This is a genomic window from uncultured Formosa sp. (genome assembly GCF_947500765.1).
Classification (GTDB): Bacteria; Bacteroidota; Bacteroidia; order Flavobacteriales; family Flavobacteriaceae; genus Formosa.
Genome location: NZ_CANMTH010000006.1, coordinates 178,691 through 205,616, shown reverse-complemented (window position 1 = coordinate 205,616; position 26,926 = coordinate 178,691). Strand labels below are relative to the sequence as shown.

At 31.7% G+C, this 26,926-nt stretch carries 29 protein-coding genes; 9 read left to right on the top strand and 20 right to left on the bottom strand.

The annotated features are described in order from the left end of the window. Window positions 1-199 precede the first annotated feature (199 nt). Genes Q1B05_RS12595 through Q1B05_RS12580 form a run of 4 tightly spaced genes read right to left on the bottom strand, consistent with a single transcriptional unit; the run spans window position 200 to window position 3,745 of the window. Window positions 200-1,696 carry a carboxypeptidase gene (locus Q1B05_RS12595; RefSeq protein ID WP_299781191.1) on the bottom strand — a complete coding sequence of 499 codons (1,497 nt, stop codon included), beginning with the start codon at window positions 1,694-1,696 and terminating at the stop codon, window positions 200-202. A gap of 60 nt (window positions 1,697-1,756) precedes the next feature. Further along, window positions 1,757-2,521: a TIGR02757 family protein gene (locus Q1B05_RS12590; RefSeq protein ID WP_299781189.1), complete on the bottom strand. Its 765-nt coding sequence runs from the start codon at window positions 2,519-2,521 to the stop codon at window positions 1,757-1,759. Further along, on the bottom strand, window positions 2,521-3,102 hold the full coding sequence (locus tag Q1B05_RS12585; RefSeq protein ID WP_299781187.1) for a CPBP family intramembrane glutamic endopeptidase: 582 nt from the start codon (window positions 3,100-3,102) through the stop codon (window positions 2,521-2,523). The genes Q1B05_RS12590 and Q1B05_RS12585 overlap by 1 nt, the downstream gene beginning before the upstream one ends. Then, entirely contained in the window at window positions 3,083-3,745 is a 663-nt protein-coding gene (locus Q1B05_RS12580; protein WP_299781185.1) for an ABC transporter ATP-binding protein, read from the bottom strand. The genes Q1B05_RS12585 and Q1B05_RS12580 overlap by 20 nt, the downstream gene beginning before the upstream one ends. 224 nt (window positions 3,746-3,969) lie before the next feature. Here Q1B05_RS12580 and folE point away from each other — a divergent pair, with 224 nt between their 5' ends. Further along, window positions 3,970-4,566 (top strand): GTP cyclohydrolase I FolE, encoded by a 597-nt coding sequence (gene folE / locus Q1B05_RS12575; protein WP_299781182.1) that lies wholly within the window; start codon window positions 3,970-3,972, stop codon window positions 4,564-4,566. Between the two features lie 51 nt (window positions 4,567-4,617). Continuing rightward, window positions 4,618-4,929, top strand: coding sequence for a hypothetical protein (locus tag Q1B05_RS12570; RefSeq protein ID WP_299781180.1), 312 nt, complete (start codon window positions 4,618-4,620; stop codon window positions 4,927-4,929). 38 nt (window positions 4,930-4,967) lie between these two features. Here the strand turns inward: Q1B05_RS12570 and Q1B05_RS12565 are convergent, their stop codons facing one another. The 5 genes from Q1B05_RS12565 to Q1B05_RS12545 form a co-directional block, all read right to left on the bottom strand. After that, window positions 4,968-7,190: a TonB-dependent receptor gene (locus Q1B05_RS12565; RefSeq protein WP_299781178.1), complete on the bottom strand. Its 2,223-nt coding sequence runs from the start codon at window positions 7,188-7,190 to the stop codon at window positions 4,968-4,970. Between the two features lie 56 nt (window positions 7,191-7,246). Next, a complete protein-coding gene (locus Q1B05_RS12560; protein ID WP_299781176.1) occupies window positions 7,247-7,579 on the bottom strand; it encodes a hypothetical protein in 333 nt (110 codons plus the stop codon). Between the two features lies 1 nt (window position 7,580). Further along, window positions 7,581-8,075, bottom strand: coding sequence for a DUF6787 family protein (locus Q1B05_RS12555; protein ID WP_299781174.1), 495 nt, complete (start codon window positions 8,073-8,075; stop codon window positions 7,581-7,583). 25 nt (window positions 8,076-8,100) lie between these two features. After that, the gene (locus Q1B05_RS12550) at window positions 8,101-8,541 is read right to left on the bottom strand and encodes a DUF6146 family protein (protein WP_299781172.1); all 441 of its coding nucleotides are present in this window, start codon (window positions 8,539-8,541) and stop codon (window positions 8,101-8,103) included. A 128-nt stretch (window positions 8,542-8,669) separates the two neighbouring features. Then, entirely contained in the window at window positions 8,670-9,317 is a 648-nt protein-coding gene (locus Q1B05_RS12545; RefSeq protein WP_299781170.1) for a DUF937 domain-containing protein, read from the bottom strand. A gap of 184 nt (window positions 9,318-9,501) precedes the next feature. Here Q1B05_RS12545 and kdsB point away from each other — a divergent pair, with 184 nt between their 5' ends. From kdsB to Q1B05_RS12525, 4 genes are read left to right on the top strand one after another with little or no spacing between them, the layout of a single operon-like run. Beyond that, window positions 9,502-10,230: a 3-deoxy-manno-octulosonate cytidylyltransferase gene (kdsB, locus tag Q1B05_RS12540; RefSeq protein ID WP_299781168.1), complete on the top strand. Its 729-nt coding sequence runs from the start codon at window positions 9,502-9,504 to the stop codon at window positions 10,228-10,230. Then, complete coding sequence (locus Q1B05_RS12535) at window positions 10,221-10,925, top strand: HAD family hydrolase (protein ID WP_299781166.1); 705 nt, start codon at window positions 10,221-10,223, stop codon at window positions 10,923-10,925. Before kdsB ends, Q1B05_RS12535 begins: the two co-directional genes overlap by 10 nt. A 30-nt stretch (window positions 10,926-10,955) precedes the next feature. Then, the gene (locus Q1B05_RS12530; RefSeq protein WP_299781164.1) at window positions 10,956-12,038 is read left to right on the top strand and encodes an iron-containing alcohol dehydrogenase family protein; all 1,083 of its coding nucleotides are present in this window, start codon (window positions 10,956-10,958) and stop codon (window positions 12,036-12,038) included. 27 nt (window positions 12,039-12,065) lie between these two features. Then, complete coding sequence (locus Q1B05_RS12525; RefSeq protein ID WP_299781310.1) at window positions 12,066-12,617, top strand: 1-acyl-sn-glycerol-3-phosphate acyltransferase; 552 nt, start codon at window positions 12,066-12,068, stop codon at window positions 12,615-12,617. On the opposite strand, the gene Q1B05_RS12520 is transcribed toward Q1B05_RS12525, so the two are convergent. From Q1B05_RS12520 to thrA, 9 genes are all read right to left on the bottom strand, one after another. After that, window positions 12,614-12,940 (bottom strand): multidrug efflux SMR transporter, encoded by a 327-nt coding sequence (locus Q1B05_RS12520; RefSeq protein WP_159023160.1) that lies wholly within the window; start codon window positions 12,938-12,940, stop codon window positions 12,614-12,616. The genes Q1B05_RS12525 and Q1B05_RS12520 overlap by 4 nt on opposite strands. Before the next feature lie 39 nt (window positions 12,941-12,979). Further along, complete coding sequence (locus Q1B05_RS12515; RefSeq protein WP_299781160.1) at window positions 12,980-13,762, bottom strand: DUF3050 domain-containing protein; 783 nt, start codon at window positions 13,760-13,762, stop codon at window positions 12,980-12,982. 167 nt (window positions 13,763-13,929) lie between these two features. Then, the gene (locus Q1B05_RS12510; RefSeq protein ID WP_299781158.1) at window positions 13,930-14,658 is read right to left on the bottom strand and encodes a YebC/PmpR family DNA-binding transcriptional regulator; all 729 of its coding nucleotides are present in this window, start codon (window positions 14,656-14,658) and stop codon (window positions 13,930-13,932) included. 72 nt (window positions 14,659-14,730) lie between these two features. Then, a complete protein-coding gene (locus Q1B05_RS12505) occupies window positions 14,731-15,024 on the bottom strand; it encodes a 4a-hydroxytetrahydrobiopterin dehydratase (RefSeq protein ID WP_299781156.1) in 294 nt (97 codons plus the stop codon). A 55-nt stretch (window positions 15,025-15,079) separates the two neighbouring features. Then, a complete protein-coding gene (locus Q1B05_RS12500; protein WP_299781154.1) occupies window positions 15,080-15,910 on the bottom strand; it encodes a sugar nucleotide-binding protein in 831 nt (276 codons plus the stop codon). Window positions 15,911-15,940: 30 nt separating this feature from the next. Then, window positions 15,941-17,011 carry a glycine cleavage system aminomethyltransferase GcvT gene (gene gcvT / locus Q1B05_RS12495; RefSeq protein WP_299781152.1) on the bottom strand — a complete coding sequence of 357 codons (1,071 nt, stop codon included), beginning with the start codon at window positions 17,009-17,011 and terminating at the stop codon, window positions 15,941-15,943. A 222-nt stretch (window positions 17,012-17,233) separates the two neighbouring features. Then, complete coding sequence (gene thrC, locus Q1B05_RS12490; protein ID WP_299781150.1) at window positions 17,234-18,532, bottom strand: threonine synthase; 1,299 nt, start codon at window positions 18,530-18,532, stop codon at window positions 17,234-17,236. Between the two features lie 41 nt (window positions 18,533-18,573). After that, the gene (locus tag Q1B05_RS12485) at window positions 18,574-19,497 is read right to left on the bottom strand and encodes a homoserine kinase (protein ID WP_299781148.1); all 924 of its coding nucleotides are present in this window, start codon (window positions 19,495-19,497) and stop codon (window positions 18,574-18,576) included. A 61-nt stretch (window positions 19,498-19,558) separates the two neighbouring features. Beyond that, the gene (thrA, locus tag Q1B05_RS12480) at window positions 19,559-22,003 is read right to left on the bottom strand and encodes a bifunctional aspartate kinase/homoserine dehydrogenase I (protein ID WP_299781146.1); all 2,445 of its coding nucleotides are present in this window, start codon (window positions 22,001-22,003) and stop codon (window positions 19,559-19,561) included. 360 nt (window positions 22,004-22,363) lie between these two features. Between thrA and Q1B05_RS12475 the strand changes: the two genes are divergently transcribed. Next, window positions 22,364-23,914, top strand: coding sequence for an NAD(P)H-hydrate dehydratase (locus Q1B05_RS12475; protein WP_299781144.1), 1,551 nt, complete (start codon window positions 22,364-22,366; stop codon window positions 23,912-23,914). Window positions 23,915-23,985: 71 nt separating this feature from the next. Here the strand turns inward: Q1B05_RS12475 and fumC are convergent, their stop codons facing one another. Continuing rightward, window positions 23,986-25,380, bottom strand: coding sequence for a class II fumarate hydratase (gene fumC / locus Q1B05_RS12470; RefSeq protein WP_299781142.1), 1,395 nt, complete (start codon window positions 25,378-25,380; stop codon window positions 23,986-23,988). A gap of 176 nt (window positions 25,381-25,556) precedes the next feature. Here fumC and Q1B05_RS12465 point away from each other — a divergent pair, with 176 nt between their 5' ends. Next, a complete protein-coding gene (locus tag Q1B05_RS12465; protein ID WP_299781140.1) occupies window positions 25,557-26,198 on the top strand; it encodes a peroxiredoxin in 642 nt (213 codons plus the stop codon). 94 nt (window positions 26,199-26,292) lie between these two features. Then, a complete protein-coding gene (locus Q1B05_RS12460) occupies window positions 26,293-26,469 on the top strand; it encodes a hypothetical protein (RefSeq protein WP_299781138.1) in 177 nt (58 codons plus the stop codon). Window positions 26,470-26,544: 75 nt separating this feature from the next. Here Q1B05_RS12460 and Q1B05_RS12455 read toward each other — a convergent pair whose 3' ends face one another. After that, window positions 26,545-26,868: a YbaB/EbfC family nucleoid-associated protein gene (locus Q1B05_RS12455; protein ID WP_299781136.1), complete on the bottom strand. Its 324-nt coding sequence runs from the start codon at window positions 26,866-26,868 to the stop codon at window positions 26,545-26,547. Window positions 26,869-26,926: the final 58 nt, after the last annotated feature.

The following is a 26,926-nucleotide window of genomic DNA, read 5'->3' as shown; positions in this document are numbered from 1 at the left end:
ATAAAGGATAGAAATCAGTTTATAAATTCTATACATTGTAATACTGAAGTTAATTGAGTGAGGTGTTTAGCCTTTTTTAAATGTGTGAATACAAATGACACAACAAACTTAATCAGATAAGTTTATATAAAACAAAAAACGATTGGTTACATGTATAACCAATCGTTTTTTGTAGTATTAAGTTCTAAATTTAAAACTATTACTCTGTAGTGTATTTAGCTGCTTTACCGTTGCTAGAAGCGTTTTTAATAAACTCACGAATATCATCATTCGCAGAAATTAAATCGTCTTTTCTCAAATACATCATATGTCCGCTTCTATACCCTTTATGTGTAAAACGGTCTTTCATTTTCCCGCTTGGATCAATCTGCCACATGGTATATTTTGCAGAAAAATATGTTGTTGCGCCATCGTAATATCCAGATTGGATAAGGACTTTTAAATACGGGTTCTGTGCCATAGCGTCTCTTAAACCTTCTCTAACATTATTGTTTCTACGATCCCAAGGATGAACATCGCCAAACATATTATATTTTAAATCGGTTTTAAAATTTAGTTCTTCTCTTATATAGTAATTTATAGCAGGCGTAAAGGAGTGCGACCACGAACTAATTTCAGCATTATAATCTGGAGAAATACCTGTTTCGGTTTTGTCTATTCCTAAATATCTAGAGTCTAAACGGCCAATAGTTTGGCCTGTTTCATCGCGTAGTAAGGATTTCCAAAAATAATTATTAGGTACTTCTAGGTTACTTTGTAATATTTCTTTTTCTGTTAACCCCGAATAATAAGCTACTTTTTTTGCGACTTGTTGTTTTTCAGTTTCAGAAATAAATCCACCTTTAGCAATTGCAGGCATGAGGTTATTTATAGCGTAATTTTCAACTTCGGGTAATATGTCTAATAAGTCTTTTTGTTGTAATTCTGGAGGTAAAACTTTGTGATACCATGCTGTTGCAGCAAAATAAGGTAAATTTAAAGCAGAATATATAGGTTGACTAGTACTATATAATTGGTAATCTGCTGGAGATACCATAATTACACCATTTAAATACATCCATTGTTTAGATTGTAATTCCTTGGCTAATCCCATAACACGTGTGCCTCCATAACTTTCTCCAATAATATATTTAGGCGATTCCCATCGGTTTTTTCTAGTTACAAAAGTATTTACCCATGCCGCTAAATATTTAATATCTGCGTTTATTCCAAAAAAGATGTCACGTTCAGGTAGTTTACCTTCTTTATCGGGAATCATTCTAGAATATCCTGTATTTACTGGGTTTACATAAACAATATCTGCAATATCTAAAATAGAATTCGGATTGTCTTTTACGCCATACGGTTGTACAGGATAACCTTCGTCATCAATATTTAAAACCTTAGGACCTGTGTAAGCAATATGCATCCAAACAGAAGCCGAACCTGGGCCACCATTAAATGAAATTAATAAAGGTCTGTTGGCTTTGTCTTTAACATTGTTACGTTCGTAATAGGTATAATACAATGACGCAATAGGATCTCCTTTTTTATCCCAAACCGGTTGCATACCTGTTGTTGCTGTGTATGAAATACTTTTATTTTTAATAGTGGTTATGTGTGTAGTTACCACCATGGTATCTATAGGTGTTTTTACAGATTGTGAAAACGTACATATTGTAAAAAGGATAAAAAGAATAGAAAAATAGTGTTTCATATAACGTTGGGTTTTTAAAGGTTAAAAGATATCGATTTATAAATATAGAAAAGGTGTAGTTTAAAATCCTTCGAACACACCCAAGCCAAAGAGTGCAAAGTCGTATTTTACAGGATCTGTCTTATCTAGTTTTCGTAATGCAAGATCTAATTCTGTTAAAGCTTTACCGTCGTTTTGTTTTCTTGTAAGCACGCCTAATTTTCTTGCAACATTACCAGAATGCACATCTAGAGGGCAGGAGAGTTGTGATGGAGATAATTTGTCCCATATTCCAAAATCTACGCCAGCATTATCGTTTCTTACCATCCAACGTAAAAACATATTAATGCGTTTTGCTGCTGAATTTTTATTAGGATCGCTAATGTGTTTTTGTGTACGTTGTAAATGTTCGTTTTCAAAAAACACTTGCTTAAATTCGTGAATAGCTGGCTGTAAAGAATTTGTAACAGCATGTTTAGCAAATAGAGCTTCTAAACCGTTATGTTGTGTGTAAATATGTTTCAGACTTATTATAAACTGAGATAAATCGTCTCCATTAAATGTACGATGTACAAACGATTTTAGAGTCTCTAAATCTTTTTCAGAATGATTGATTACAAAATCGTAAGGAGATTGATCTAGTAACTCCATTAAATATTTTGCATTCTTAATGATGCTTTTTCTGTTTCCCCAAGAAATGGTAGCGGTTAAAAAACCCGAAATCTCAATGTCTTCTTTTAGAGTAAATAAATGCGGAATTTGAATTGGATCACTGTCAATAAAATTAGGATTATTGTACTCTATTACTTTAGCATCTAGGAATTCTTTTAGTTCTTTTTTATTCATTATTCAGGAAGGAAAAATATGGCTGGAATAATTAATATCCCATTATAAATGGCATGAAATAGCATAGAATAGCCTAGTCCGTATTGTATTCTAATAACACCTAAAAATAGACCTATAATAATTTGTGGAGCCACAAGAATTGGAGATAGTATCAATACATTTCTAGTGATTTCGAAATTGGTAATGTGTACAAAACCAAAGGCTAGAGTAAAAAAATAAAATACAGATATATAATGCTTCGTGTTAAATAATGTCAGTGGACCTCTAAAAAAGAATTCTTCTAAAATAGGAGCGAGGACTACACCTAATAATACGACGACGTAATACGGATAATCTTCAAATAATTGTGCAGAAGCATGATTGTCAAAATTAACAAGTCCAAAAGCTTCAATGATTGAAAAAAGGATGGTAAAACCAATATTTAAGATAAAAGCGACAATTAAAGCCGTAACAAAAACGTTAATTTTAGAGTGTCCCTCAAATAAAGTTTTGTCTTCCTTTAATTCTGGTTGCTTAATAAACTTTAGGTACTGTTTTAAAATTGCACCATAAGTTTCAATTTTAGATTGTAATATTTCCATCTACCATTACTAATTTTCGATCGGCTAAATTGGCTAACTCCTCATTATGTGTTACTATAACAAAGGTTTGTCCGAATTGTTCGCGTAATTTAAAGAATAAATTGTGTAATTGTTCTGCAGATTCGCTATCCAGATTCCCAGAAGGCTCGTCTGCAAAAATTAAACCTGGATTGTTTATTAAAGCACGTGCTACAGCAACACGTTGTTGCTCTCCTCCAGACAGTTCGTTTGGTTTGTGGTTATGACGATGAGATAATCCTAAAAAATCTAATAATTCTTTAGCTCTTGGTTCAGCCTCACTTGTTTTTATGCCTTTTATATATGCTGGAATACATACGTTTTCTAAGGCCGTAAACTCGGGTAATAATTGATGAAATTGAAAAATGAAACCAATATGTTCGTTTCTAAATTTCGCTAATCCTTTTTCTTTTAAGTTTTGAATATTTACTCCATTGATTATGAGCTCGCAATCTTCCTTTTTTGAGAGGGTATCTAATGTGCCTAAAATTTGAAGCAGTGTTGTTTTTCCAGCTCCAGAAGCCCCAACTATAGATACGATTTCTCCTTTTTTAATATGAAGATTTACGCCTTTTAAAACATGAAAGTCGTCGTAATATTTATGAATGTTTTTTGCTTGAATCATGCATTGTAATTAAGATGAGTAAAGTAATACTTTAATAGTAATCTCACAAAATTAAATAGATTTTGATTCAAACAGATTACAAATTGTATTATAATTTATTAAAAGTTAGTATGAGTTTATAATGTAATTGTTTTACTTCCTATAGAAATGAATTGGTTAAAGGATAAATTGAAAGAGTCAACATTAAAATCTATATCTTTGATGTAATTAAAATCAGACGACTTATGTCTTACAAGCATTACGAAGAATACAATATTGAAATTACAGACGAAATTAAATCGCAATACCAAAATATTATTGAGAATATTGGTGAAGATGTTTCGCGAGAAGGATTAATTAAAACACCAGAACGTGCTTCTAAAGCCATGCAATTTTTAACTCAAGGTTACGATTTAGATGCTGCAGAAATTTTAAAAAGTGCAATGTTTAAAGAATCTTATAATGAGATGGTAATTGTAAAAAACATCGAGTTATATTCTCTTTGCGAGCACCACATGTTACCCTTTTTTGGGAAAGCACATATTGCATATATTCCTAATGGGCATATTGTTGGACTAAGTAAATTACCACGAATTGTAGATGTATTTGCCAGACGATTGCAAGTTCAGGAACGTCTAACCAAGCAAATATTAGATTGCATAAACGATACCCTTAAACCACAAGGTGTAGCTGTAGTTATTGAAGCAAGCCATATGTGTATGATGATGAGAGGTGTACAAAAACAAAACTCTGTAACAACAACATCTGGTTTTCGTGGTCAATTTGAAAAGATAGAAACCAGAAATGAGTTTTTAAAGTTAATAAGTGCAGATTTGTCATAATTTATTTTTGGTATATTTCTTGATAATAAGTAGTTATAAATACTAATATATATGCCTAAGACCAAAAATTATAAAAAACTAGCCTTATGTATTCTTTTAGATGCTGTAGGGTATACTAGTTTTATCATTCCAGGAATAGGAGAATTTTCCGATATTATTTGGGCGCCTGCTTCGGCTTGGATTATGACCAAATTGTATAAAGGACAACAAGGAAAAATAGCTGCTGGAATTTCATTTTTAGAGGAAGCCATGCCTGGTTTAGATGTTATACCAACATTTACATTAATGTGGTTTTACACGTATGTTTTAAGTGCTAATAAAAATGAAAATAAAGTATTAAAATCAAAAAAGACACTTATATAAGTGTCTTTTTTTTGGGGGTATAAAAAATGTGCTTTAGCTTATATTTTATAAGTTAAGCCCACACTAAGGTTTCTGCCCATGTTGTAAATACCATCTGATTTTAATCTGGATAAATGATTGATGTATCGTTTATTTGTAAGATTGCTTCCTGAGATACTCACGTTTAAAGTGTTTTTAAATACTTGTAAATCTCCTCCAAAACCAACGCTTAATAGATTATAACCATCTGTATCTGTTTCAAATTCGCTAATATTATTTTGTGCTAGTGTACTGCTTAGTTTAACAAAGGCGTATCCTTTTTCTATCCAATTATTATCGAATTCAACTCGAATTGTATTATTAAAATTGTTTGCAGGAATTAAAGGTAAATACGTTCCACCATCTTGTTTTCCAGTAACCGTTTCAAAACTACTTTCAAAATGTAACCAATGAATAGGATGTGGATGAAAATGAATACCAACTTCACCACCATATAAAGCAGCATCATCTTGTAAGTATAAATACACAGGATCGTTATTTATTGCTTCACCATTTGGAGAAATATAGATGTAATTATTAATGCTATTGTAAAAACCATTAGCAAAAAATTCTAGATGTTTGTTTTTATATTCTAATGCTAAATCGGTTTGAAAATTTTGCTCGTTTTTTAAATTGGCATTACCAATTTCGAAACGATTTGTACCTTCGTGAGATCCGTATGAAGTTAACTCGGCAAGATTTGGAGCTCTAAATCCGGTTGCTAAATTTAAGCGTAAAGTAATTTTTTTAGTAATGTTAGTTTTTATACCTGCTGCACCATTAAAACTATTAAAACTTCTGTTTAAATCATCTTCTGTAGAAATGTTTCTATTATCATACCGACCTCCTAATTGTATGTCTACAGTATTAAAATGGATGTGAGACATTGCTAATATACCAATATCATTGGTTGTTGCATTCGGAATTAAAGTTTCTTCTCCGTAATTGGTATTTATTTGATTCATTCCTTGAACCCCAATAATAGTTTCAAATTTACCATAAGTTGGTAAGTTGTATTTTACATCGTAATTAAAGGTTTTAAGTTTCATGTGTAATGCGGGATCTAAGATTTCATCATGATCTTCATCCTCATGGTCTTCATCTTCACTTTCATCATGATCGTGTTCTTCTTCAAATTCTTTTCTATCATTATATAAATATCCAACAGTAACATTTAAACTTGAATTATCGAAAAAGATATTAGACTTAGAACTAAAGACATGATTGGTAATTTTTTGATATGGTAATAACGGATCTTTATCTGTAGATTGTATTCCTATTTCTTCAGGAATACCCAATTTAGAGTCGTTTAAATTATATCTAAATTCTGTTTTAAAACGAGTATTTTGGTATCCGAAACCTGCTTTTAAATCTTTTTCTTTAAATCGGGTGTTTGTAACACGGTAGTCTTTTGTATCGTAATCGGCATGTTCTGCTGCACTTCCACGAATTAAAAATTTAAAACCATTGCCAGAAGTTTTATAACCAACATTTGCACTTGTACCTTGAGTGTTTCCGTAATAGCTTGCTCCAAAATCGGCATGAGTTTCGTCTTGGTTAGCAAAACGCTCAGGGTTTAAATATAAAACACCACCTAAAGCATCGCTACCATAAAGTAAAGATGCTGGGCCTTTAATAACTTCAACACTTTCTACTCCTGCATCATTTAAACCTAAGCCATGTTCGTCTCCGAATTGCTGATTTTCTAATCGTACTCCTTGAGTGTAGACCAAAACACGATTGGAACTTAGTCCTCTAATTACAGGTTTTCCAATACTCATTCCTGTAGTTATAGATTCTACTCCAGCTATATCAGAAATTCCTTGTGCTAGTGTTACTGCTCCACTTGCTTTTAAATCAGCAATTTTTGCGCGCTCAACTTTCATAACATTATCGCGTTGTAGTTTATGAAATGGTGTAGAGACAATAACTTCTTCCATTTCTATAGCCGATGTATTTAAAGCAATTGCAAGATGTGATTTATAAGGTATAGAAATTATTTGTCCGTAAGTTTTGTAACCCATAGACGAGCATACTAATTTGTATGATCCTGTTGGTAGGTTTTCAATTTTGAAATGCCCGTTTTCATCTGTAGTACCTCCTTTTTCAAGCTGAGGAAAATAGACGTCTATAAACGGTAAAGGTAATTCTGTCGTGTTATCAATTACACGACCTTCTATTATGTTTTGGGAAACAACAGGAGTTGCTATAAAACATAATAAGATAATTATAAATAATCTCATTGTATTTGTATTAAAGTATTATAAAATACTGGTTTTTAGTCAGTAAAAATCTATTTTTAAATACAAATAGGAGGTCCTCTTAATGAAAAATGAAGTTGTTGATAATCACTTAAAAAATAATATTGCGATGCTATTAGTTGATGATTTTCTTCAACTAAAGGGGTATTTGCAATAAATTCTGGAATTGTAAAAAGATGATTTAATTGAAACTTGTAGAATTCACAATCTACATTTGCTGTATGTAAATGTGTTTGTTGTTCTCCATGACAAAGTTCACGATGGTGGTGTTCGAACACATGGTTAAACTTCACAAGAGTTGGTGTTAAGAGTGTTAACACTAAAACTAGAGTGAAAAACTTAAAAACGATATGTTTTTTTAGTTTACTCATATTAATCTACAAATCGTTTAAAACCAAAACGGCGTAGCATTTTCTTTTCAAACTTCCAGAAGAATTTAAATTGACCAAATAGCCATCCGAAAAACACAAGAAGTATTTGATAAAACAATATTCCTAAAAGAATATAAAGTGTCCAATACAAAAACGGATTTAAATTATCTTTAGTTATACCAATCCATTTTATAATAGGTCGACCTATAAAAAGTGACGACGATCCTGTAACAGCAAATACCATAAATACACGAATCATTTCCCATTTATAATCTAAGACCCATTTGTTTTCTAATTTTTTAAATAAAAAAAGAAAGAACTTTAAGAGTATAAAAGTAAGGATAGCGGTAGATATAACAAGAAGAATTATGTTATTGTTTCCTAAAATTGAACGTCCAATTTTAAAGGCACTATAAATAAGAACCAGAAACCCTAAAATAGGAAATAAGAATTGCCAATTTTTTGTAATTTCCCAATGTTGTTTGAATTTTTCCATAAATATTTACAGCTGCAAATATATATTAAATTCTAGGAACAAAACCAGACAATTTTTGTTTGTATTTTAACTGAAAATAAATAAAGTAATTATACATTTTGTAATTAACTTCGTAACCATAGTCTACATTTGGTCTGTAATCTATACTTAATTCGTATAAATTTGGATCGTACCGATGCGGATTAGAAACTCTGTTATTCCATTCGGTTACTAGAATGTAATTTTTCGATTCTAAATATTCTTGAGAGTAATAACCTTCTGGTTTTGCCGTACTTGTAAGCCAACTATTAAAACCAGGTTCTATAATAATAATTTCGTACTCAAGGCTATCGTTTTCTATACGTACGGTATCATTTTCTGTAATTTTTATGTCTGAATTATAGCTAGATTTTACCACAGCAGTTTTACTGGTATTACAACCAATACAACAAAAGCTAATTATAATTAGATAAAATAAAATTTTCATATTACTATCGCGTATAATCTAAAGATACGCTTTTTAGACCAGTTTAAAAAAGGGAAATTGGTGTAGGCATAAAAAAAGCCAAGCAGTAAAAGCTTGGCTATATTTGGTTAAAAATACTTAAGTGTATTTTATTTCATTAAATTTCCTAACATACCAGCAATTCCGCCGCCATTAGAGTCCGATTTGTTTCCGTCTAAAAACATTCCAGCAACATCATCTACAATACTACCATCTCCATCGGCATCTAACATAGATTCTAAAAAGCTTTGTTCTCCACTTGCAGAATTTCCTTGAACTAATCCGCCTAACATACTTCCTAAATCACTAGAGCTAGAAACATTGTTTTCGCGTTGTTGTTTTCCTAAGTATCCCATTAATAAAGGTGTTGCCATTTTTAATATTTGAGAAACAGAGCTTGCGTCTATTCCTGATTTCTGACTTAAAGCAAGTTCAACATTGTGTTGTTTTTCACCTAAAACATGGTTTAAAATGTTTCCACCATCACTAATTTCACTGTCATCTACACCACCATTAAAGAAACCATCTAAATTATCTAAAATGCTACCATCATGTTTTCCACTACTAAGCGCGTTTAATAACCCATCTGCACCTTCTGGAGAAGCTTGTGCATTTCTAGTCATTGCTTGAGTAAGTAATGGTAAAGCCATTGTAAGTAGGCTGCTAGTTTTGCTTGTGTCTTGTCCTGTTTGACCTGCAAGTCCGCTTACAACACTTTTTCCTAAGTCACTATTTAATAAATCTATTATACCAGACATGTTTGTTTTTATTTTAAATTAATATTTCAAGTTACAAAAAAAACAAAAATAGGTGTTAGAAAGTAAGTATTATATTTTAAAAAGTTCTTTTTTCAGATTTTCAGTCTTATAAAAATATTACTAAGTACGACACCTAAATTCTATTTTAAAAACCTTATTTTTGGGCTAGATTTAGTTTTAGTATATGAAGATAATTTCAATGATTCCTGCCCGTTATAGTGCGTCTCGTTTTCCTGGAAAATTAATGCAGGACTTAGGAGGTGAAACAGTAATTCTACGCACTTATGAAGCGACTGTGGCTACCCAACTGTTTGATGATGTTATTGTGGTTACAGATAGCGATATTATTTATAAAGAGATTGTAAATAATGGAGGTAAAGCCATGATGAGTATTAAAGAACATGAATGTGGAAGCGATAGAATAGCAGAAGCAGTAGAGTCTTTAGATGTAGACATTGTAGTAAATGTCCAAGGCGACGAGCCATTTACCGATGTAGAATCTTTAGGAAAATTAATAGATGTGTTTAGAAATGATGCTGAAAAACAAATTGATTTAGCATCATTAATGGTACATATTACAGAAGAAGATGAGATTAACAATCCGAATACGGTAAAAGTTATTGTTGATAATTTTAACTTTGCATTATATTTTTCTAGAAGTCCGATTCCTTATCCGAGAGATAAAACTATAGATGTAAAATACTTCAAACATAAAGGGATTTATGCGTTTAGAAAAGAAGCCATATTAGACTTTTATAAATTACCAATGAAACCTTTAGAAGCTTCAGAAAAAATTGAATGCATTCGCTATTTAGAATATGGAAAACGTATAAAAATGGTTGAAACAGATGTACAAGGTGTAGAAATAGACACACCAGAAGATCTAGAACGTGCTAAGAAATTATGGAAATAGATTACAGTAACATTAAAGTTATTGGTTTTGATGCAGATGATACGCTTTGGGTTAATGAAACTTATTTTAGAGATGCCGAAGTAGAATTTGGTAAATTATTATCGCAGTTTGAAACTATAAATAAGATTGATCAGGAATTGTTTAAAATGGAACTTAAAAACCTACCTATTTATGGTTATGGAATTAAAGGTTTTGTTTTATCTATGGTTGAAATGGCTGTAGAATTATCTAATAACACCGTTTCTAATACGACTATAAAAGCTATTTTAGATCTTGGTAAAGACATGATTAATAAACCTGTAGAGTTGTTAGATGGGGTAGAACTTGTTTTAAAAACACTTTCAGAAAAATACCGCTTAATTGTGATTACTAAAGGTGATTTATTAGACCAAGAACGCAAATTAAAACAATCTGGATTATTAGATTATTTTCATCATATAGAAGTGGTTAGCGATAAAAAAGAAGCTAATTATTTAAACTTATTGCATCATTTAAATATTGATCCGACTCAATTCTTAATGGTAGGAAATTCATTAAAATCAGATATTTTACCATTAATAAACATACAAGCAAAAGCCATTCATGTTCCATTTCATACCACTTGGGTACATGAACAGGTTTCAGAACAAGACATAAAAGGTAAAGCCTACAAGACTGTGAATGAATTAACCGATATTTTACAGTTTTTTAAATAAATTATTACATACGTTATTATCCAAAATACAATGAATTTTAAGAATTTTCCGATGGTGTCCAAAGTTGTATTTGGACGAGGTAGTTTTAATCAATTAGAAGAAATATTACTTCTTAAACGCTTAAATGTAAATGCTCCATTTATATTTTTAGTAGATGAAGTGTTTCAAGGGAATGATAAAATGACTTCAAGAATACCGTTATCTTATGAAGATGAAATTATTTTTATTTCAGCAGATGAAGAACCTAAAACAAAACAAGTAGATGCTTTAGTAGAGCATATTATATTAAAATATAAAGACAGACCTTCTGGGATTATTGGTATTGGTGGCGGTACGCTATTAGACCTATCTAAAGCGGTAGCTATTATGCTAACTAATAAAGGAGAAACTAGCGATTATCAGGGTTGGGATTTAGTTAAAAATCCAGCTATTTATCACGTAGGTATTCCAACAATATCAGGAACAGGAGCAGAAGTTTCAAGAACAACAGTATTAACTGGGCCAGAAAAAAAATTAGGTATAAACTCAGATTATACACCGTTTGATCAAGTTCTTTTAGACCCTGAATTAATTGAAGATGTACCTACACAACAGTGGTTTTATACAGGTATGGATTGTTATATTCACTGTGTAGAATCGTTAACAGGTACATATTTAAATGCTTTTAGCCAAAGTTATGGTGAAAAAGCACTTGAGTTATGTAAAGAAATTTTCTTGAGTGACGATTTAAGTAAAAAAGAATCGCAAGACAAATTAATGATGGCGTCTTGGCATGGCGGTATGAGTATTGCATACTCACAAGTAGGAGTAGCACATGCCATGAGTTATGGTTTATCGTATTTATTAGGCACAAAACATGGCGTAGGGAATTGTATTGTTTTCGATCATTTAGGAGAGTTTTATCCAGAAGGGGTAAAGTTGTTTAAAGAAATGAAAGCTAAACATAATATTGAATTACCTCAAGGGATTTGTAAAGATTTAAGCGATAAAGATTTTGAAACCATGATAGATGTTGCCTTAGGGATGGTTCCGCTTTGGGAAAATGCACTAGGTAATAATTGGCATAAAACCATGACTAGAGAAAAGTTGCGTAGCATGTACGAACTAATGTAGTTGTATAATTAAAAAAATGTTGTTATGATGAAATCGCTATATAAGTTTATATATTTTAAATTGATGAAATGGAAACTTATAGGTGATTTTCCTTCCGATTTAAAAAAGTATATTGTAATAGCTGTACCACACACCAGTTGGCATGATTTTTATATTGGTTTACTTTTAAGGAAAATTAAAGAAACACCTATAAATTTTGTTGGTAAAAAGGAGTTGTTTAAAGGCCTTTTAGGATGGTATTTAAAGCAAGTTGGAGGTGTAGAATTAGATAGAACACCAGGGCAGAATAAAGTAGAGTCTATTGCAAAATTGTTTAAAACTCGAGATGAATTCCGTTTAAATATTGCTCCAGAAGGAACACGTAAAAAAGTAGATAAATGGAAAACAGGTTTCTATTATATCGCTAAAGAAGCTAATGTGCCTATTGTTATGATTACGTTTGATTTTGGTAAAAAGCAAAATATAATTTCTAAACCATTTTATCCAACAGATGATATGGAAGCAGATTTTAAATTTATGCATGCCTTTTTTAAAGACGTTGTAGGAAAAGTTCCAGAATATAGTTTTGAGAAAGATTAATGTGAAACAAACTTTAGTCCGATAATAGACATAATAAGGGTTGAAATGAAAAATACACGCCAAAAATCGGCAGGTTCTTTGAATATAAATATACCAACCAAAACGGTTCCAACAGCACCAACACCGGTCCAAACACTATAAGCAGTTCCTATTGGTAACGTTTCTGTAGCCTTTACTAATAGGATCATACTAAAGGTTAAGCAAATTAAAAACCCAATATACCAATAGGTTGCAATTTGGCCTTCTGCGTATTTTGCTTTACCTAAACAGGTTGCAAAACCAACTTCAAATAAACCCGCAATTATTAATAGAATCCAATTCAAAGTTTCTTATTCGATTTAGTATGAATACGTTGTTTTAATTTAAGCTTCTTCTTCTTTATTTGTAACAATAATATCGTAAATATTATCCCAAAGTATGGTACGGTGCTTTAAAGCTTCTTTTGCAACTGTTAAAACGCCATCCCATTTTTCGGTATCATCGCCACACAATTCAATTAGCATTTTATAAGATAATGCTCGTTGATCTTCTTGCTTTAAAAATAAATATCTGTTTAATAAATAAGTAAGCTTAGTACAAGGTGTTTTATCTGCTTCTATATTACTCACTACATTTAGTACTTTTTCAGAAATAATATCTTCTCTTCCAAAAATAAATACAGAAGCCATCAGGTGTGGTTGTTCTGTTTCAATAATATTGAAGGTAAATTCAATAAAATCTTTTATAAATTCAGGGATATATACCAAATTAGCAGCTTTAGAAACATCAATACCATTTTCTATAAGCTCTGTAAACGTATTTATAAGCGTGGTGCTAGCTCCAATTTGCTCCATACAATCGATGTACATCTCGAAATGGCTTCTAATTTGACCTAATTCGTTAACATCGCTTTCTTCAGCAGCAACAATTTCATTTATGAATTTAAAAATCTCAGGATTTTTATTAGGAACCCAAGGCGATTTATAAGTTACAAACTGCAATTGTAATGTTTTAAGTAACGACATAAAATCCCAAGTGGTATACACATGGTTTTCCATAAAGAGTTTTACATCTTCAGTAGTTTTAAGTACGTTATATAATTTATGATGACGAAGTACGTTTTGTAGTAACGATAATTCTGATTCTATACGCTTAATGTAAGGCATATGGTAGTTAGCTAAATGAATAATTTTAAAAGATGGCAAATTTACAAAACCACTCTCACTTATTTATATGTTTAAATCCTTTATTCGTTCTTTGTATTAATAAAAAAGATAAAGTGAATAAAAAAGAGGACAGTGAGTCCTCTTTTTAGTATATAATTTTAAGGTGTTTATTCCTCTTCTTCAGAAGATTCCTTCATGGTGTGATATACATTTTGTACATCATCATCTTCTTCAATTTTTTCTAAAAGTTTTTCTACATCTGCAGCATCTTCAGCAGATAATTCTTTTGTAACTTGTGGTATACGTTCGAAACCTGAAGATAAAATTTCAATGCCTTTGGCTTCTAATTCAGATTGAATAGCTCCGAAGCTTTCAAAAGGAGCATAGATTAAAATATCGTCTTCATCTGCAAATACTTCTTCTGCACCAGCGTCAATTAATTCTAACTCTAATTCTTCAGGATCTAAACCTTCTCCAGAAATTTTAAAATTACAGGTATGGTCGAACATAAAAACTACAGAACCAGAGGTTCCTAAGCTTCCATCACACTTATTAAAGTAACTACGTACATTGGCAACGGTACGTGTATTATTATCTGTTGCTGTTTCAACTAAAATAGCAATACCATGGGGAGCGTAACCTTCAAATAGAACTTCTTTATAGTCTCCTAAACTTTTGTCGCTTGCTCGCTTTATGGCACGTTCTACATTGTCTTTTGGCATGTTAACGGACTTAGCATTTTGTATAACAGCTCTTAACCTAGAGTTGCTATCAGGATCAGGACCACCTTCTTTTACAGCCATTACAATGTCTTTACCAATACGAGTAAAAGCTTTACTCATGGCAGACCAACGTTTCATTTTGCGTGCTTTACGAAATTCAAAAGCTCTTCCCATTTCTTATGTGTATTTTAATTTTGTATTGAGTTGGCTGCAAATTTAAAAAAAAATATGTCAACCGTGTTAAGTTTAATCGTCTTCTGGTTCTACAATAGCCTCAATAGCTTCAGCTAATTTAAAATCTTTGTCTGTTACACCATTTTCGCTTTGTGTTGTAAGTGTAATTGTAAGTACATTATACACATTAGTCCATTCTGGATGGTGGTTTAATGCTTCACAATCGAAAGCAATTCTGCTCATTGCGCTAAAACAATCTTTAAAATTTTCAAATTCAAATTCGGCATGTAATGCGTCTTCATAATATTCCCATTCAGGAAATTGTAGTAAACGTTTTTCAATATCGTGTTCTGATAATTTGCTCATAATAAACTTATTTTTTTCTGTTATTAAAAATAGTGATTTTTAAGCTTAAAATCAATTACACTTCTAATTCTGTTAAAATTTGTTTACTTAAAACTTGTAAGTGTTTGGGTAATAGATTTTCCTTTGGTAAAACAGCTAAATATCTATCGTTATTGGTGGTGTATACTTGTTTGAAAATGGGATTGTAAAGGCCTATAGAAGAAATAATTTCTTTTGTAAAATCGTTATGATACACTAAATCTGAACTCCCTAAGTGATAAATACCATATTTATTTCTATTGATTAAATAATGAATTTGTTGTGTGATTTTAGAGTCTGTAGTCACATTCATTATTAAATTAGGAAATACTTCTATGGGTGCTTTATCGTGCAAAAGCTGTTTTATTTCTTTTATTCTTGGCGATTGTGTACCAAAAACCATAGGTAATCTTAAAATTGCAATTTGTTTTTTAGGCAAACGCATGAGCATGTTTTCAATTTTAATTTTGAAATGCCCGTAAATACTATGACTTAATGTTTTGTCTAATTCGTAACTAGGAAACTGACTATATGCATCGAAAACATTTGCTGAAGAGATAAAGAACAACCTAGCATTAGTTGCTAAAATATATTCGGCCATGTGATTATGAGCAACCACTTGTGCTGAAAAATCGCCACGTAAAGCCGAAATAATAATGGTTGGACGAATGGCTTCAAAAATTTCAAAAACATCATCTTCTTCAACATTATATTGAAAGAAATGATGATTCTCTTCAAATTCACGTCTCGCTGTATTGTAAGTGCCAAACGTATTAAAATAGGAGCAAAGTTCTTTATAAATAGCATTACCTATAAAGCCACTTGCTCCTAAAATTAATATTCTATGTTTACTTCTGCTCTCCTTCATTCTATCTGCTCCTTGAGAAGTTTGTTTTTCTTATCCTTTGTAAAATGGTAGTTTTACCACTGTTGCTGGAATCGCTTTTTTACGAATTTGAATTTGAATTTTACCATCTATCCCAGCAAAATCTTTAGGGACATAACCTAAACCAATACCAATACCTAAAGAAGGAGACATGGTTCCAGAAGTTACAACTCCTATTTTATTACCATCTGCATCAACGATATCGTAACCATGACGCGGAATACCACGTTCATCTAAGGTAAAAGCGACTAATTTATTTTTTAAGCCTTCAGTTTTTTCAGCTAATAAAGCTTCAGAATTTGTAAATGCTTTGGTGAATTTTGTTACCCATCCTAAACCTGCTTCTAAAGGCGATGTTGTATCATCTATATCATTTCCATATAAGCAATACCCCATTTCTAAACGCAATGTATCACGTGCAGCAAGTCCGATTGGTTTTGCTCCAGCTTCAACAACTTTATCCCATATTTGTTTGGCTTCGTTGTTTTTACAATAAATTTCAAATCCGCCACTACCAGTATATCCTGTAGCCGAAATGATAACATTTTCTATGCCTGCAAAATCACCGACTTCAAAACTGTAAAATTTAATTCCAGCTAAATTATGACTAGTAAGTGGTTGCATGGCTTCAATAGCTTTAGGACCTTGAATAGCTAAAAGAGAATAATCTTCACTTAAATCGCGCATTTCTGCCCCCACATTGTTTTTAGATGATATCCAATTCCAGTCCTTTTCAATATTACTCGCATTAACAACTAATAAATAGGTTTCTTCTTTGATTTTGTAAATGATTAAATCATCTACAACACCACCGTTATCATTAGGTAAATAACTGTATTGCGCTTTTCCAATAGTTAATTTTGTAGCATCGTTACTACTAACTTTTTGAATAAGAGCTAAGGCATTTGGCCCCTCTATTAAGAATTCTCCCATATGACTTACATCGAAAACTCCAACAGATTTTCTTACTGTTTCGTGTTCTATATTTACACCATCGTATTGCACAGGCATATTGTAACCTGCAAAAGGAACCATTTTGGCTCCAAGGGCTTCGTGAGTTGTTGTTAAAGCTGTATTTTTCATTTAGTTTATATTGAATATAGCGTAAAAATAGAGAATTTAATCTGTATACAAAGAATAGGAGTTTATAAAATATGGTTAAATAGAAAGGCTATAAATTTTGTATAAAAATGCTGATAGTTTTGTGTTTTAATGTTTTTAATAAAATAATAGAGGTAAAAAACTAAAAAAGGTCATAAATTAATATTTATGACCTTTTTATATATGTGTTTAATTTGTTTATTATTAACGACTTAGTAAATAAGATTTTAAATCGTTGTAAGTACTTGTTTTAATAGATTTTTTCTTTTTATCCATTACGGCTAAAATTTGAGACGGAAGCGCGATGTTTTCTGGGATAACTTCACCTACTACATCTAAAAATTTTGTAGGATGTGCGGTTTCTAAACACACGCAATGAGCTTCTGGATGTGAAGCGACGTAATTTTTAGCACCTAAATAACCAACAGCACCGTGCGGATCTGCAACATAACTATAATCGTTATAAATCTCCTTCATTGCTATTTTCGTTTCTTCATCTGTAAAACTATAAGATGATAGATTCTCTTTTAGTGCATTAAAATCGTTTTTATAAATTTCTTGAATTCTTACAAAGTTACTAGGGTTTCCAACATCCATGGCATTAGAAATAGTCTGTACCGATGGTTTTGGTTCGTAGTTTTCAGATTCTAAGAAGCGGGTAACTACGTTGTTTTCGTTGTTAGATGCAATAAAATGTTTTATAGGTAAACCTAACTGTTGCGCCATCATTCCTGCACAAACATTACCAAAATTTCCACTAGGTACAGAAAATACTAAATTATCATGTTTATTATGTAGGGCTTTGTAAGCAAACATAAAGTAGAATAATTGTGGTAACCAACGCGCTACGTTTATGGAGTTAGCAGAGGTTAACTTCATTTTATCTGTTAATTCTGTGTCTAAAAAGGCTTGCTTTACCATATCTTGACAATCGTCAAACGTTCCGTCTACTTCTAATGCGGTGATATTCTTTTTTAAAGTGGTTAATTGTTTTTCTTGAATATCGCTTACTTTTCCGCTAGGATATAGAATAACGACTTTCACACCTTCTACACCTAAAAAACCATTTGCTACAGCACCTCCTGTATCTCCAGAAGTCGCAACTAAAACAGTAACATCTTGTTTAGCATCTTCTTTAGAAAAATGACTTAAACAACGTGCCATAAATCGTGCACCTACATCTTTAAAAGCCATGGTTGGACCGTGAAACAATTCTAAAAATGAAATGTTTTTATTGAGTTCTATAATCGGAAAATCGAACGCTAAAGTGTCTTCAATAATTGTTTTTAAATCGGCTTCAGGAATTTCTGGAGTCACAAATTGTTTAATCGCCTCAAAAGCTATTTCTGAATGAGATAAATTATCAATATTCTTGAAGAAGGATTCTGGTAAAGGCGTTATGGTTTCTGGGAAATATAAACCTCGGTCAGGAGCAAGTCCTCTAATTACAGCATCTTTGAATGTTGTATTAGGAGCTTTTTTGTTTAAACTAAAATAATTCATAGCAGTTTGTTTTGGTTTTGTCTAAGCTTTTTTTATTCGTATTACTTCAGGATTTTCATACCTTCAGCATTAATTTTCGATACATAGGTGTCGAATTCAATATCACTTTCTGCATACACTTTTCTAATAGCCTGTTCTACTTTTTTAGCCGAGTCTATACCTTCGCATAGTGAGAAAATAGAAGGGCCTGAACCAGAAATACCACATCCTAAAGCACCTGCTGCTTTTGCTGAAGCTTTTACATCGTGATACAATGGTATGAGTTTACTTCTGTGCGGTTCTACAATCGAATCGTGTAACGAACGTTCAATCAATCCGTAGTTACTAGTGTGTAAACCATGGATTAAACTCCCTACATTTGCCCATTGTGAAATGGCATCTTTTAAAGCGACTTCTTTTGGTAAAATAGCACGCGCTTCAGACGTTTTAATTTCTATTTGCGGATGAATAATTGTGGCATATAAATTATTAGGCGTAGGGATTTCTAAAATTTCTAAAGGCGATACACTTTTTACTAAAGTAAACCCACCAAATAGGGCAGGAGCAATATTATCTGCATGTTCACTTTGGCTAGCTAAAGCTTCACCTTTCATGGCAAAATAAGATAGCTCTGTATTATTATAAGGTTTTCCTAATAATACATTCATACCATAAACGCTACCTGCAGCACTAGCAGAACTACTACCAACACCACTTCCTGGCTTAATTTTTTTATAAATTTCTATTTCGAAACCACAATCAGGTTTAGCAGCTGCATACATTGCTAGAGCAGAAACTCCAGCGACGTTTTTTTCGGCTTCAAAGGGTAAATCGTAACCTTCAATTTTAGTGATAAAGATTCCTTTTTTATCGGTTTTACGTATTATCATTTCATCTCCAACACTATCTAGGCAGAAGCCAAGAACGTCGAATCCGCAAGAGACGTTCGCTACAGTTGCAGGTGAAAATATTCTTATTTCATTCATAAGTTCTAAAGTGACAACTTTATTAAAATTCTAAGATAAAAATTGTCTTTTAAGATTATAATTAGTTGTTTCCTATACGTATAATGTCTGCAAATAAACCGGAAGCAGTAACATCTGCTCCTGCACCAGCACCTTTAATAATCATAGGCTGTTCTGGGTAACGTTGCGTATAAAACATAACGATATTATCTTTTCCTTCTAAATTATAAAACGGGTGACCTTCAGGGATTTCTTTTAATCCAACTTTAGCTTGACCGTTGTTAAATTCGGCTACATACTTTAACTGGCTGTTGTTTGCTTTTGCTGAAGCATATAATTTTTGGTAATGTGCTTCGTCTGCAATTAAAGTGTCGTAGAAATCGGCCACAGTATCACTTTTTATACCAGAATCTGATAAGAATGGTGTGTTGTCTATGTCTTCTAAATCCATTTCTGTACCGCTTTCACGAGCAAGAATTAAGATTTTTCTAGCAACATCTACACCACTTAAATCAATACGCGGATCTGGTTCTGTATAACCTTCGGCAGCGGCTTGCTTAACCACATCGTAAAACTTAGTGGTATCGTTAAAGTTATTAAATACAAAGTTTAAACTTCCTGATAATACGGCTTGTATAGAGGTTACTTTATCTCCAGAAGCAATTAAGTTATTTAAAGTGTCAATTACTGGTAAACCAGCGCCAACATTAGTTTCAAATAAATAAGGAGCATTATATTTAAATGATAATTGTTTTAATTCTTTATATTTTTCTAATTTACTAGAACATGCAATTTTGTTACATGCTACAACAGCAATACTTTGCTTTAAATACATCGCGTATAAGTCTGCAACGTCTTTATTTGCTGTAACATCTACAAAGACACTGTTACGTAAATTTAATTTTTTTACAGATTGGTAAAACCCTTCTAAAGTTGCATCTTCACCATCTACCAACTGTTCTTTCCAGTTTTTTAATGATAATCCATCTGCATCAAAAATCATTTTTCTAGAATTAGAAAGTCCAACTACTCGAAGATTGATTTTTAAGTTTTCTTTTAAGTATTTACGTTGTTGTTTTATTTGTTCAACTAAGCGTTCACCAACATTACCAACACCTGTAATAAATACATTTAATTGTTTAATATTCCCTTCAAAGAAAACTTCGTGTAAAATATTCAACGCTTTTTTGACATCATTTTGAGAGATGATTGCTGAAATGTTACGTTCTGAAGCTCCTTGAGCAATTGCACGAATATTAATGTTATTTTTTCCTAAAGCACTAAACATTTTTCCGCTAATACCTTGGTGGCTTTTCATACTATCGCCAATTAGAGCAATAATAGATAAGTTACTTTCAACTAAAATAGGGTCGATTTTCTTTAAAGAAATTTCATTTTCAAATTCAGCATCGATAGCCGATTTAGCAGAAACCGCATCTTTTTCATCAATACCAAAACATATAGAGTGTTCTGATGATGCTTGTGTGATTAATATTACATTTATTTTTTCTTGAGATAAAGTTTGGAATAAACGTCTAGAAAAACCAGGAATTCCAACCATTCCATTCCCTTGAAGGGTTAATAACGATATATTACTAATGTTTGTAATTCCTTTAGCAGTATTGTTTACGTTACTACCGTCTTTAGATATAATAGTTCCTACAGCATCTGGATCTAAAGTGTTTTTAATATGAATTGGAATTTGTAAACTCAATACGGGTTGTACTGTTGGTGGGTATAATACTTTTGCACCAAAATGAGATAATTCCATAGCTTCTTGATACGATAATTTATCGATAGGAAGAGCTTGTTTTACCAATTTAGGATTTGCAGTATACATACCACTAACATCTGTCCAGATTTCTAATTGATCTACTTCTAAAGCTGCTGCTACAATTGCCGCAGTAAAATCTGATCCACCACGCCCTAAAGTTGTAATTTCTCCAGTAACCGACTTTGAAATAAATCCAGGAAGTATAGTAATATCGAAAGTACTTGTTTTAAAATACTCTTGAATATTTGTGTTTGTAATGTTGTAATTTACTTCTGCTTTTGTAAAGTTAGAGTTCGTAGTGATTAACTCCTGACTGTTTTTACGTTCTGCATTAGCACCTTTACTTTTTAAAGTTTCACCAATAATATAAGACGATAATAGTTCTCCAAAACTGACTAGCTTGTCTGATGTTTTAGGTGATAATTCATTAATTAAATAAATACCATCTAAAAGATTCTTTAAAGCCTCTAATTTAGATTCAACATGCTGTATTACAGCCTCATTATTAGTAGGTATTAATTCTTTAATAATATTTAAGTGAATGTTTTTAATGTTGGTAAAAGAGTCGCTGTAAGCACTATTTTTAGATTGTGCTAATTGACCAGCTTCTAGTAATTTATCTGTAATTCCACCTACTGCAGAAACAACACAAATAACTTTGTCTGTTTGGGCATATTTGGTTAAGATGGATACAACGTTAGTTATGTTTTTTGAGGACCCAACAGATGTTCCTCCGAATTTTAATACTTTCATTTTAAAGTAGATTGTATAAATTTAATAGCTAAATATTTTTGATATTGTAACATAATATTACAAATTCTGTGGACGGAAGATATATAATTAATTACCCCAAGGGGTAATAATGTTTGTAATAGAGGTAATAATAATAGCAATGCTACCAACGATTGTCGGTCTAGAAATAAAACGAATTGTATGTTCTGTATTTTGCATTTTTTACTACTAAGCTTCTCAAATGTATTACTTTTACTCTTATAAAAAAATGTATTATACGTTTTTACAGATTATTTATTGTTATGCTTAAATCGTTTATTTAAAACCAATTTAAATCTATTTAACTGAATAATCTTTAATGAATTTTTTAAAAAAATAACAATGAAAATTTTTTCTAAAGAACAAATCTATGAAGGAGATAGATTAACTATAAAAAAACAAAATATAAGCTCAGCCGATTTAATGGAACGTGCTGGTACGAGTCTGTTTAATTGGTTAGACTTGCGCTTGCAAGGTGCACCTGTTCCCATTTTAGTGTTTTGTGGTATTGGAAATAATGGAGGAGATGGATTAGTTTTAGCACGACATTTAGTGATACATGGTTATAATGTAAAAACCTTTATTGTAGATTTTAGTGATAAGCGCTCTCCAGATTTTTTACAGAATTACGAATGCTTAAAAGAAACCACTACCGATTGGCCAGTTAGTATACATACTGTAGACGATTTTCCTGAAATCACGAATAACGATATTATTATTGATGCTGTTTTTGGAGTGGGATTAAATCGATCTATTTCAGACTGGGTAGTTACTTTATTTAAGCATATTAAAGCTTCAGGTGCACTTACCGTTTCAGTCGATATTCCATCTGGATTATTTACAGATCGAATACCAAAGCATGAAGATCATGTTGTTAAATCTAATTTTATTTTGAGTTTTCAAACACCTAAATTAGTATTTTTCTTGCCTGAAACTTCAAAGTATATAGAACAATGGGAAGCTTTAGATATAGGTATAGATCCTGAATTTTTACAGAATACAGAGACGGAAGCTGAGATTTTAGGAAAATTTGATGTGTTGCCCATGTATAAACAACGTGATAAGTTTGCTCATAAAGGAACTTGTGGTCACAGTTTAATTATTGGTGGAAGTTACGGTAAAATAGGGGCAGTGCAATTGGCATGTCGTTCGGCTTTAGTTGCTGGAGCAGGTTTGGTAACAGCGTTTGTACCTAAATGCGGATACATACCTTTACAAACAGCTTTCCCTGAAGCTATGGTTATTACAGATACAGGAAAAAAAATAATTACTAATATTGAATATACTATAAAACCAACCGTTATAGGATTAGGTATAGGTATTGGAACCGCTAAAGAAACAGAACAAGCTTTACAAAACTTTTTAAAAACTAATATTGTACCATTAGTTATAGATGCTGATGGACTAAATATTTTATCTAAAAACAGAAATTTGCTAAAGCATTTAAAAGAAGATACCATTTTAACGCCACATCCTAAAGAATTGGAACGCTTAATAGGAGTTTGGGAAGATGATTTTGATAAACTAAAGAAAACTAAAGCATTTGCTGAAAAATATAAAGTTTTAGTACTTATTAAAGGCGCTAATTCTATAGCTGTATATAAAGATAAACTTTATGTAAATTCTACAGGAAATCCAGGATTAGCTACGGGCGGAACAGGTGATGTATTAACGGGAATTATAACAGGTTTAGTCTCTCAAGGATATACAGCTCTTGAGGCAACTTGTTTTGGTATGTATTTACATGGAAAGTCTGCAGATATAGCAGTAGAGACTAAAGGATACCAAAGTTTAATAGCTTCAGATGTGACTGATTATTTAGGACAAGCGTATTTAGATTTATTCGAACAAACAGAAATTTCTTCAGAACAACCCAAGCAGGAAGTGCAATAGGTTTTTCAAAAATAAAAATCCCTTGAAGTTTTTATTTCAAGGGATTTTTATTTATCTATAAATAGGAATTATTATAAAGATCCAATCATGTCTTCTGGTTTAACCCATTCGTCATATTCTTCAGCAGTAACATATCCTAAATTCACGGCTTCTTCTTTAAGTGTAGTACCGTTTTTGTGAGCGGTGTTTGCTATTTCAGCAGATTTGTAATAACCAATTTTTGTGTTTAAAGCAGTTACAAGCATTAACGAATTGTTTAATAATTCATTAATTTTTGAATGATTAGGTTTAATCCCTTGAGCACAGTGAATATCGAAACTTACACAAGCATCTCCTAATAATTGAGCCGATTGTAAGAAGTTTAAAGCCATAATAGGTTTAAACACGTTAAGTTCGTAATGTCCTTGTGTACCTGCAATAGAAATAGCCACATCGTTACCAATTACTTGAGCACAAACCATTGTTAAAGCTTCACATTGTGTAGGGTTTACTTTTCCTGGCATAATAGAGCTTCCTGGCTCGTTTGCAGGGATAATAATTTCTCCAATTCCACTACGTGGTCCGGAAGCCATCATTCTAACATCGTTAGCTATCTTATTTAAAGACACTGCTAATTGTTTTAAAGCACCATGAGTTTCTACGATAGCATCGTGAGCAGCTAAAGCTTCAAATTTATTTTCAGCAGTCACAAAAGGAAGACCTGTAAATTTAGCAATAAATCCTGCAACATTTTCAGAGTAGCCTTTAGGTGTGTTTAAACCTGTTCCTACAGCAGTTCCTCCTAAAGCTAATTCGCTTAAATGAGGTAATGTGTTTTTTAAAGCTTTTAAACCATGATCTAATTGAGATGCGTAACCAGAGAATTCTTGACCTAAAGTAAGCGGTGTCGCATCCATTAAGTGGGTACGTCCAATTTTAACTACATCTTTAAATTCTTCTGTTTTTTTAAGAAGTGTATCACGTAGTTGTGTTACTGCAGGAATAGTGTTTTCTACTATTTTTTTATAAGCAGCAATGTGCATTCCAGTAGGGAAGGTGTCGTTAGAAGATTGAGATTTATTTACATCGTCGTTAGGCTGAATTGTTTTTTCGCCTTCTCCAATAACTTTACCAGCAAGTTGGTGAGCTCTATTGGCAATAACTTCATTAGCGTTCATGTTGCTTTGTGTACCTGAACCTGTTTGCCAAACCACTAATGGGAATTGATCGTCGTGCTTTCCTTCTAAAATTTCATCGCAAACTTTTGCAATTAAATCACGTTTTTCTTTTGAAAGTACACCCAAGTCGTGGTTAGAGTAAGCAGCAGCTTTTTTTAAGTATGCAAATCCATAAACAATTTCTATTGGCATCGATGCAGGAGCACCAATTTTAAAATTATTACGAGAACGTTCTGTTTGTGCACCCCAAAGTTTATCTGCAGGCACTTTAACTTCGCCCATGGTGTCTTTTTCTATCCGATAGTCCATTTTTAATTATAGTTTTATGAGTAACAAATTTAACGATTTTGAATTTCATTTTAACACTTCGTACATATATTTTTTATAACGAAAATTTAAGATAAACTTAAGATGGATTAGTTGATTATATTTTATAAATCTATTAATTTAGTAGGCATTAAAATAATCAATAAATTATAAAAATTATGTCAACAATAAGATTAGGAGATGAAGCTCCAAATTTCACAGCAAAAACAACAGAAGGAGATATTAATTTTCATGAATGGTTAGGTAGCAGTTGGGGAATATTATTTTCGCACCCAGCAGATTATACTCCTGTTTGTACAACCGAATTAGGTACAGTAGCAAAATATAAAGACGAATTCGATAAGCGTAACGTTAAAGTTGTAGCTTTAAGTGTAGATGGTTTAGAGTCGCATAAAGGTTGGATTAATGATATTAATGAAACTCAAAATACAACAGTTAATTTTCCTATTATAGCAGATGAAGATCATAAAGTCTCAGAATTGTACGATATGATTCATCCAAATGCAAATAACAAATTAACAGTACGTTCTGTATTTGTAATTGATCCAGATAAAAAAGTAAAACTTATTATCACGTATCCAGCATCTACTGGTCGTAATTTTGATGAACTTTTACGTGTTATCGATTCCCTTCAATTAACAGCTTATAATAAAGTGGCAACACCTGCAAACTGGAAAAACGGAGACGATTGTGTGGTGTCTCCAAATATTGAATCTAAAGATATTCCTGATATTTTTCCAAAAGGATATACAGAAATTAAACCGTATTTAAGAATGACTCCACAACCGGATTTAAAATAATTTAAAATCTTTTAATAAAATATTAAATAGCTATTGTTTAAAAAAAGCTTTTAATATATATTTGCCACTATTATAATATAGAAACACACCAATTATGTTCGAATTTGATCAATATTTAGGCTTTTTAGCATTTTTAACAATCTTAACCATTGGGTTTTGGTTATTGACATTCTTATTAACTTTTGTAGTTCCTTATTGGATTGGTGGAGCTTTATTAGAACGTTTTAAAGAAATTAAAGAAGAAAAGAAAGCACAAAGAGAAGCGCTTTAATTCTCATTCTTATAATATTATATAAAAAAAGGGAGCTACATTGTAGCTCCCTTTTTTATTGCGTTTAAGTTTTAATTATTTAAACATATCCATTCCTGGAATATTTGGCATGCCATCTTTAGCAACAGCAGCTAATTCGGCTTCGTTTATAGCTGTTGCTTTTTCAATCGCCTTATTTAAGGTTAAAATTAAATAATCCTCTAGTTGTTCTTTGTCTTCAAGCAACGATTCGTCTACTTCAATAGATTTTATTTCTCTGTTGGCAGTTAAAGTAATTTTTAACTTACCATCATTGCTTTTTTCGTCAATTAAAACTGTATTTAATCGTTTTTTTGTGTCTTCAACTTTTTGTTGGGTTTCTTTTAATTTACCCATCATTCCCATTAGGTCTCCAAACATATTTTTATATTTTAAATTCAACGCAAAATTATTTAATTTTTATACATTTGAAGGTTAA

Coding starts and splice junctions, on each gene's coding strand:
- Q1B05_RS12485 (WP_299781148.1), bottom strand. CDS start 19,497: ATGAATGAAATAAGAATATTTTCACCTGCAACTGTAGCGAACGTCTCT.
- Q1B05_RS12465 (WP_299781140.1), top strand. CDS start 25,557: ATGTCAACAATAAGATTAGGAGATGAAGCTCCAAATTTCACAGCAAAA.
- thrA (WP_299781146.1), bottom strand. CDS start 22,003: ATGAAAGTATTAAAATTCGGAGGAACATCTGTTGGGTCCTCAAAAAAC.
- Q1B05_RS12455 (WP_299781136.1), bottom strand. CDS start 26,868: ATGTTTGGAGACCTAATGGGAATGATGGGTAAATTAAAAGAAACCCAA.
- Q1B05_RS12580 (WP_299781185.1), bottom strand. CDS start 3,745: ATGATTCAAGCAAAAAACATTCATAAATATTACGACGACTTTCATGTT.
- kdsB (WP_299781168.1), top strand. CDS start 9,502: ATGAAGATAATTTCAATGATTCCTGCCCGTTATAGTGCGTCTCGTTTT.
- fumC (WP_299781142.1), bottom strand. CDS start 25,380: ATGGACTATCGGATAGAAAAAGACACCATGGGCGAAGTTAAAGTGCCT.
- Q1B05_RS12565 (WP_299781178.1), bottom strand. CDS start 7,190: ATGAGATTATTTATAATTATCTTATTATGTTTTATAGCAACTCCTGTT.
- Q1B05_RS12570 (WP_299781180.1), top strand. CDS start 4,618: ATGCCTAAGACCAAAAATTATAAAAAACTAGCCTTATGTATTCTTTTA.
- folE (WP_299781182.1), top strand. CDS start 3,970: ATGTCTTACAAGCATTACGAAGAATACAATATTGAAATTACAGACGAA.
- Q1B05_RS12590 (WP_299781189.1), bottom strand. CDS start 2,521: ATGAATAAAAAAGAACTAAAAGAATTCCTAGATGCTAAAGTAATAGAG.
- Q1B05_RS12515 (WP_299781160.1), bottom strand. CDS start 13,762: ATGCCTTACATTAAGCGTATAGAATCAGAATTATCGTTACTACAAAAC.
- Q1B05_RS12560 (WP_299781176.1), bottom strand. CDS start 7,579: ATGAGTAAACTAAAAAAACATATCGTTTTTAAGTTTTTCACTCTAGTT.
- Q1B05_RS12545 (WP_299781170.1), bottom strand. CDS start 9,317: ATGTCTGGTATAATAGATTTATTAAATAGTGACTTAGGAAAAAGTGTT.
- thrC (WP_299781150.1), bottom strand. CDS start 18,532: ATGAATTATTTTAGTTTAAACAAAAAAGCTCCTAATACAACATTCAAA.
- Q1B05_RS12510 (WP_299781158.1), bottom strand. CDS start 14,658: ATGGGAAGAGCTTTTGAATTTCGTAAAGCACGCAAAATGAAACGTTGG.
- Q1B05_RS12555 (WP_299781174.1), bottom strand. CDS start 8,075: ATGGAAAAATTCAAACAACATTGGGAAATTACAAAAAATTGGCAATTC.
- Q1B05_RS12530 (WP_299781164.1), top strand. CDS start 10,956: ATGAATTTTAAGAATTTTCCGATGGTGTCCAAAGTTGTATTTGGACGA.
- Q1B05_RS12535 (WP_299781166.1), top strand. CDS start 10,221: ATGGAAATAGATTACAGTAACATTAAAGTTATTGGTTTTGATGCAGAT.
- Q1B05_RS12460 (WP_299781138.1), top strand. CDS start 26,293: ATGTTCGAATTTGATCAATATTTAGGCTTTTTAGCATTTTTAACAATC.
- Q1B05_RS12505 (WP_299781156.1), bottom strand. CDS start 15,024: ATGAGCAAATTATCAGAACACGATATTGAAAAACGTTTACTACAATTT.
- Q1B05_RS12525 (WP_299781310.1), top strand. CDS start 12,066: ATGAAATCGCTATATAAGTTTATATATTTTAAATTGATGAAATGGAAA.
- Q1B05_RS12585 (WP_299781187.1), bottom strand. CDS start 3,102: ATGGAAATATTACAATCTAAAATTGAAACTTATGGTGCAATTTTAAAA.
- gcvT (WP_299781152.1), bottom strand. CDS start 17,011: ATGAAAAATACAGCTTTAACAACAACTCACGAAGCCCTTGGAGCCAAA.
- Q1B05_RS12550 (WP_299781172.1), bottom strand. CDS start 8,541: ATGAAAATTTTATTTTATCTAATTATAATTAGCTTTTGTTGTATTGGT.
- Q1B05_RS12475 (WP_299781144.1), top strand. CDS start 22,364: ATGAAAATTTTTTCTAAAGAACAAATCTATGAAGGAGATAGATTAACT.
- Q1B05_RS12500 (WP_299781154.1), bottom strand. CDS start 15,910: ATGAAGGAGAGCAGAAGTAAACATAGAATATTAATTTTAGGAGCAAGT.
- Q1B05_RS12595 (WP_299781191.1), bottom strand. CDS start 1,696: ATGAAACACTATTTTTCTATTCTTTTTATCCTTTTTACAATATGTACG.